Annotated in this window: 5 protein-coding genes; 3 read left to right on the top strand and 2 right to left on the bottom strand. The window is 42.8% G+C overall.

Annotated elements, in window-relative coordinates:
* Nucleotides 1-1,655 (bottom strand): CoA-binding protein (locus tag Q8907_10590; protein ID MDP4274715.1); only part of this gene is annotated, 1,655 nt, incomplete at its 3' end.
* A gap of 220 nt (nucleotides 1,656-1,875) precedes the next feature.
* Here Q8907_10590 and panB point away from each other — a divergent pair.
* The 3 genes from panB to Q8907_10575 are packed head-to-tail and all read left to right on the top strand — an operon-like array spanning nucleotide 1,876 to nucleotide 4,377.
* A complete protein-coding gene (panB, locus tag Q8907_10585; GenBank protein MDP4274714.1) occupies nucleotides 1,876-2,691 on the top strand; it encodes a 3-methyl-2-oxobutanoate hydroxymethyltransferase in 816 nt (271 codons plus the stop codon).
* Nucleotides 2,692-2,714: 23 nt separating this feature from the next.
* On the top strand, nucleotides 2,715-3,395 hold the full coding sequence (locus Q8907_10580; protein ID MDP4274713.1) for an RluA family pseudouridine synthase: 681 nt from the start codon (nucleotides 2,715-2,717) through the stop codon (nucleotides 3,393-3,395).
* Between the two features lie 34 nt (nucleotides 3,396-3,429).
* A complete protein-coding gene (locus Q8907_10575; GenBank protein MDP4274712.1) occupies nucleotides 3,430-4,377 on the top strand; it encodes a glucosaminidase domain-containing protein in 948 nt (315 codons plus the stop codon).
* Between the two features lie 48 nt (nucleotides 4,378-4,425).
* Here the strand turns inward: Q8907_10575 and metH are convergent.
* Nucleotides 4,426-7,014, bottom strand: a 2,589-nt coding sequence (metH, locus tag Q8907_10570; protein ID MDP4274711.1) for a methionine synthase, incomplete at its 5' end; no start/stop codon positions are given.

Here is a 7,014-nt window from a genome sequence, read left to right as displayed (position 1 = left end):
CTATATTCAATTAAAAGATGCCGTTCCGTTTTAATATTGAGTACCACTCCTCCCACATCTGATTTGTGTAAAGGACCAACTGCCTTTAAGGCAAGTGGGTAGCCGAATTCATTGGCATAAGAAATAATCTGTTTGCGGCTTGTCGCGACCACTTCTTTTACCGTTGGTATGCCACAGGCATGAAGCAGGTCTTGAATAACAGGAAAATCGGCATATCCGTCCTGCGATTTTTCAATGATGCTTCTTATCTTCGGAATATCCACACCTTCATAGCTGATTTTTTCTTCAGCCGGTTTAGGCGTATTGAGTACCTTGGTAATGGCCGTTCCCAGCAATACTTCATCCGGAAAGATCACATGCCCCTGCGAAAGGAATAAGTCGATTTCATCATGGGCATTGAACAGGGAAGGCAAAACAGGGAAGATGGGTTTAGAACAGGTTTCCATCTTTTGATGCAAAACATTATAGGCATCAAAAACCTTTACCAGTCCGGGACTGCCGAAAATCACCATGATGGCGTCCGTTTCATCGAAATGATTTTCGCAATAATCAATGGCAATGCCTAATTGTTCGGCTGTACCTGTAGCCAGTATATCGATAGGGTTAGAAACTGCCGATCCGGGAAGAAGCTGTTGTTTTAATTCTTCGGCGTATTTGCCCTGGAATGGAGGGATGTTAAAACCTCCTTTGGAAAGTGCATCGGTTAGCATGACGGCAGGACCGCCTGCATGGGTGATGATGGCTATGTTTTTCCCTTTGATTTCCTTATGCATCAATACACAGGCGACTGTGGTGAGCTCTTCGCGTCCAAAACACCTGACAATGCCGGCTTTCCTGAATAATGCCTCCACTGCCAGATCGGAACTGGCCAGAGCGCCCGTATGAGATAAAGCTGCACGGCTTCCTGCTGCTGATGTCCCTGCTTTGATGGCTGCTATTTTACAGCCTTTTCTAACCAACGATGAAGCATGTTGCAGAAATTTATCTGGATTTTTAATGCTTTCGACATATAAGATTTTAGTCCTCGAACTGGTTTGGGAATCAAAGGTTTCATCCAGGTATTCGAGTACTTCTTCAACCCCTGTCTGAGCCGAATTGCCAACCGAAAAGATGGATGAGAATTTCAAACCCTTGGGAAGTCCTGATTCTACGATGTACACTACTGTTGCCCCTGAACCCGAGATTAAATCACAACCCTGCGGAGATACCTTGGGAATGGGAGTGGTGAAAATGCTGTGATGATTTTGGTTGAGGATGCCAATGCAGTTGGGGCCAATCAGACATCCTCCAACACTGTCAATTACATTTGTTATCTGTTTTTCAAGTATGGCTCCTTCCTGGCTTTCTTCGCTAAAACCGGCTGAAATAATTATAAAAGCCAGTGTATGTTTTACTTTTGCCAGTTCTTCGACCACTGGCAGGCAATATTTTGCAGCTACGGCAATAATGGCCAGATCGGCAGAGGGCGCCTCGCTTACGTCAGGATAACAAGGGATACCCTGTATCTCTTGTTCTTTCGGATTAACAGCGAAGATTTTTCCTTTATATCCTCCGTCAATAAGATTTTTTAAAACTTTTCCGCCAGGTTTATGCAGATTATTAGAAGCTCCCACTACAATAATACTTTCCGGAGCTATCATTTGTTTGTTAATCATAAGGTTTGTTCTAAAATTTATTCCTTGTATTGAATGCACTTTCATCGCGGAAAGGTTAATCAAAAGTATGAAATTTTACTTTATCCCTGCCTGATTTTTGGCATAATTATCCTGAAGGAGCCTTTACTTTGATCTAATAACGTTAAAAAGGATTTATAAAATATTTATTATTCGTAGCTTTGTCTTTTAGAAATTATGTTGAATAAAAATATTAAAGGTTATGTCAGTAGAAAGCAATATTCGTAGTATTACCACCCATACCTTCATGGAAATGAAATCTAGGGGTGAAAAGATATCAATGGTTACAGCTTATGATTATTCATTGGCTAAGATTGTTGATAATGCGGGGATTGATGCTATATTGGTAGGTGATTCTGCTTCAAATGTGATGGCCGGATATACCACAACATTACCTATTACCCTGGATAACATGATATATCATGCGGCTTCTGTAGTCAGGGCTGTGAAACGTGCCTTGGTCGTGGTTGATATGCCTTTTGGAACTTATCAGGGCAATTCTCTTGAAGCTTTGGCTTCAGCCATTCGTATCATGAAAGAAACCGGCGCTGGTGCCGTTAAGATTGAAGGCGGAGTGGAAATTAAAGAATCGGTTGAGCGGATTCTCAGTGCGGGTATCCCTATCATGGGCCATCTGGGACTTACACCGCAGTCTATTAATAAATTCGGAACTTATCAGGTAAGGGCAAAAGAAGAAGCTGAAGCACAAAAGTTGATTAGTGATGCACATTTGCTTGAAGATCTCGGCTGTTTCGCCATCACCCTGGAAAAAATTCCTGCCAGCCTGGCTGCCCAGGTTGCTTCTGAGCTTAAGATACCTATCATTGGCATTGGTGCCGGAGGTCAGGTAGATGGACAAGTACTTGTTCTTCACGATATGCTAGGGATTACGCAGGGTTTTTCTCCCCGTTTCCTGCGCCGCTACCTGAATCTTTTTGACGAAATCAACGGGGCTATAGGAAATTATGTCAAGGATGTTAAATCCGGAGATTTCCCTAACGAAAAAGAACAATACTAATGGTTGGTAGCCCAAACGGAGAACTGGAGATACTATACGAAGACAACCATATCATCGCTGTCAATAAGAGCTGTTCTGATATTGTACAGGGTGATAAGACGGGTGATGTCTCCCTGGACCAGAAGGTAAAAGATTATATAAAGGTGAAGTACAATAAGCCCGGAAAAGTTTTTCTGGGCGTTGTTCACCGTATTGACCGGCCGGTAAGTGGTGTGGTGCTTTTTGCCCGTACGAGTAAGGCCCTGACTCGTCTTGACTTGATGTTCAAGGAAAAAGAGGTGAAAAAAACTTACTGGGCTATTGTTAAAAATAAGCCGCCCAAAGAGGAAGATGTCCTTACTCATTATCTGGTTCGTAACACAGATCAGAATAAAAGTTATGCTTACGACCGCGAAGTAAGGAACTCGAAAAATGCTATCCTTAGTTACAAATTACTAGCTAAATCGGACAATTATTTTCTGCTTGAAGTTGATCTGCAAACCGGACGCCATCATCAGATCCGTTGTCAGCTCGCAAGAATTGGTTGCCCTATAAAGGGAGATTTGAAATATGGTTTCCCCAGATCAAACAAGGACGGGGGTATCAGCCTGCATGCACGGCGTGTACATTTTACACATCCCGTTTCAGGCGAAGAGATTCTTATTGAAGCTCCTTTGCCTAAGGATCCTTTGTGGGAGGAATTTGCCAGGATAATGAGGCAATAATTTCAGATATTTCAAATTTGCAATAACAAGCTGAATGAAAATAAAACATCTATATTCCCTTGCTGTATGGTTTTTTTGTTTTTTATTTTATCCTATTGCCGCTCAAAGTCCCAGGCCTTCTGAGGGACAAAAATATATCAATACGTATAAAGAACTTGCCATACGAGAGATGAAACGCAGCGGCATTCCTGCCAGTATTATTGTCGGACAAGGGATGATTGAAACACACAACGGGAAAAGCTCTCTGGTGAGCACGGCCAATAATCATTTCGGAATTAAATGCCACAACTGGAATGGCGAAAAGGTATACTTTGACGATGATGCCAAGGGCGAATGCTTCAGAAAATATCAGGATGCAGAACAGTCATTTGCTGATCATTCCGATTTTTTGATGAAAACTAAACGTTATTCCTTTCTTTTCAAACTTGATCCTTCTGATTATATCGGTTGGGCGCAGGGTTTAAAACAGGCCGGTTATGCTACCGATCCTCTTTATTCGCAGCATCTGATAAAGGTGATTGAGGACAATCAGCTATATTTACTTGACCAGGAGGTACTGGCTCAGGGCAATTTCAAACCTGCGAAAAAGGCCAGCAGTGAATTTGCTGAAAATTTTGTTGTGGGCCTGAGCCGGCAGGTACTTAAAAATAACCAGATTGAATATGTGGTGGCAAAGAAAGGGGATGACCTGCACAAAATTGCCGACGACATGCAGATGCTGGATTGGGAATTGCGCCGTTATAACGATTTGCCTAAGGATACTCAGATTTATGAGGGTCAGATCATCTATATTCAGCCAAAGAGACGAAAGGCTGAGGAAGGGAAGGATTTCTATTCTGTGGCAAATGGCCAGACCATGCATTCCATCTCCCAGATGTTTGGCGTAAAACTCAGGGTTCTGTATCGCAAAAACAGGATGAAACCTGGAAGTCAGCCTGTTGTCGGCCAGCAAATATGGCTTAGGACTAAGAAAAGCAAATAAAATAAAAACCACGTCATTCAGTTTTAATTGATTGCGTGGTTTTTTTATTTATTCAATATTGTTGATTAATAGCTTTTTAACTTCGTTTTGTTCCATTCCCTTTCTTTGGGAATAGTCGGCAAGCTGATCCTGTCCGATTTTCCCTACAGAAAAATACCGAGCCTGAGGATGGGCAAAGTATAAGCCGTTAACAGAAGCTGCCGGGTACATTGCAAAACTTTCGGTTAGTTGAATACCTGTATTTTCTGTGACATGAAGCAGATCAAATATGGCTGCTTTTTCGGAATGGTCGGGACAGGCCGGATATCCTGCTGCAGGCCGGATTCCCTGATAGCTTTCCTTAATTAATTCGGCAAAGCTCAGATTTTCATTGGGTGCATAACCCCAGAATTCTTTTCTGACTTTAAGGTGAAGGAATTCTGCCAAAGCTTCTGCCAGGCGGTCGGCAAGCCCTTTCAGCATGATACTTCTATAATCGTCATGATCGGCTTCGTACCGGGCCAGCCATTTTTCTATGCCCAGCCCTGCTGTAACCGCAAATGCTCCTATGTAATCGGCAACACCGCTTTCTTTTGGCGCAATAAAATCGGAAAGGCAGTAATTGATGTTGTCGTCAGCATCTTGCCTCTGTTTTCGCAGATTATGTATGACCTTAAGAACTTTGTTGCGTTTTTCATCGGTATATATTTCAATATCATCCCCAACAGAATTGGCAGGGAATAAACCATATACCGCCCTGGCTTCAAACATCTGCTTTTCAATAATCTCTTTAAGGAAAGTTTGGGCATCCTTGAAGAGTTTTGTGGCTTCCTCGCCTTTCTCAGGATCTGAAAGCACTTCCGGGTACTTGCGTTTCAAGCCCCATAAAATAAAGAAAAATGTCCAGTCAATATACTGGCTTAATTCTTTATTCGAAAAATCTGTAAAGGAATATATACCAAGTTTTTGTGGTTTTATGATAGCCGCTTTTTGCCAGTCGGTGACAAACTTGTTTTGTCTTGCTTCCTCAAGAGTAAACAGGGAAAGATTTTCTTTTGCATGATTTGCCCTGTAAGCCTCATATTCCTGGTTTATTTGACTGATATAACCGTCACGTTTATTTGGCGAAAGCAAACTGCTTACAACCTTTACACTTTTTGAGGCATCCTTCACCTGCACCACCGGATGCGAATATTGGGGTGCAATTTTAACTGCAGTATGCAAGGGGGAAGTGGTGGCTCCTCCAACGATCAACGGGATGGTGAATTTTTGCCTTTCCATTTCCTGGGCTACATGGGCCATTTCTTCCAATGAAGGAGTGATCAGGCCGCTTAATCCGATTATATCTGCTTTTTGTTTGCGTGCTTCCTCCAGTATCTTTTCACAGGGGACCATCACCCCTAAGTCAATTATTTCATAATTGTTGCAGCTCAAAACAACGCTGACAATGTTTTTCCCTATGTCGTGTACATCACCTTTAACGGTGGCCAGCAATACTTTGCCTGCATTGCCTTTATCTCCCCCTCTTGCTTTTTCTTCCTCAATGTAAGGCAACAAGCGGGCTACAGCTTTTTTCATTACCCTGGCGCTTTTCACCACCTGGGGCAGGAACATTTTCCCTGCTCCAAATAAATCGCCAACCACATTCATGGCAGTCATCAAGGGACCTTCAATTACATCAATAGCTTTTGGCAGCTTCCTGCGGGCTTCTTCGACATCCTCGTCAATAAATTCTGTTATCCCTTTGATCAGGGAATATTTAATCCTTTCTTCTACTGTTTTCTTTCTCCAGCCTTCTTTTTCTTCACCAGCTGGGGCGGTGGCTGTTGATCTGAGCTTTCCGGCAAGTTCAATCAGCTGTTCGGTTGCATCGGCGTGTTTATCGAGAACCACATCCTCAACTTTTTGAAGCAATTCGGGCTCAATGTCATCATATACCTGCAACATACCGGGATTGACAATTCCCATATCAAGGCCGGCATTTATGGCGTGGTAAAGGAAAACAGAGTGCATGGCTTCGCGAACTACATTGTTTCCTCTAAAAGAAAAGGAGAGGTTACTAATCCCTCCGCTTACTTTGGCATAAGGAAGATTTCTTTTGATCCATTTGACTGTTTCAATGAAATCGACCGCATAGTGGTTGTGTTCTTCGATACCAGTGGCAATTGCCAGAACGTTGGGATCGAAGATGATGTCTTCCGGGGCGAAATGAACTTCATCTACCAAAATCCGGTAGGCCCTGGAGAAGATTTCTTTTCTCCGTTCAAATGTTGTAGCCTGGCCTTTTTCGTCGAATGCCATAACCACGACTGCTGAACCGTAACGTTTGATTTTTCCGGCATGTTCCCTGAAAATTTCTTCTCCCTCCTTCAAACTGATGGAGTTGACAACAGATTTTCCCTGCAGGCATTTTAACCCGGCTTCCAACACCGGCCACTTTGATGAATCGATCATGATGGGCAGCTTGGAAATGTCAGGTTCAGAGGCAATCAGGTTGAGGAAGTTCACCATTTCTTTTTCTGCATCAAGCATAGCTTCGTCCATGTTGACATCAATAATCTGGGCCCCACCTTCCACCTGGTGGCGGGCTATGGTGATGGCTTCTTCATATTTTTTCTCACGTATGAGTCTTAAAAATTTGGAAGATCCAGCAACATT

Source organism: Bacteroidota bacterium (assembly GCA_030706565.1).
In the GTDB taxonomy this organism is placed as follows: Bacteria; Bacteroidota; Bacteroidia; order Bacteroidales; family JAUZOH01; genus JAUZOH01.
Note: the sequence above shows the minus strand (reverse complement) of the source record. Positions and strands in the feature narration are given on the sequence as shown.

Bases quoted from the DNA above. Each gene is read 5' to 3' on its own strand.
- panB (MDP4274714.1), top strand. From the start codon at position 1,876: ATGTCAGTAGAAAGCAATATTCGTAGTATTACCACCCATACCTTCATG.
- Q8907_10575 (MDP4274712.1), top strand. From the start codon at position 3,430: ATGAAAATAAAACATCTATATTCCCTTGCTGTATGGTTTTTTTGTTTT.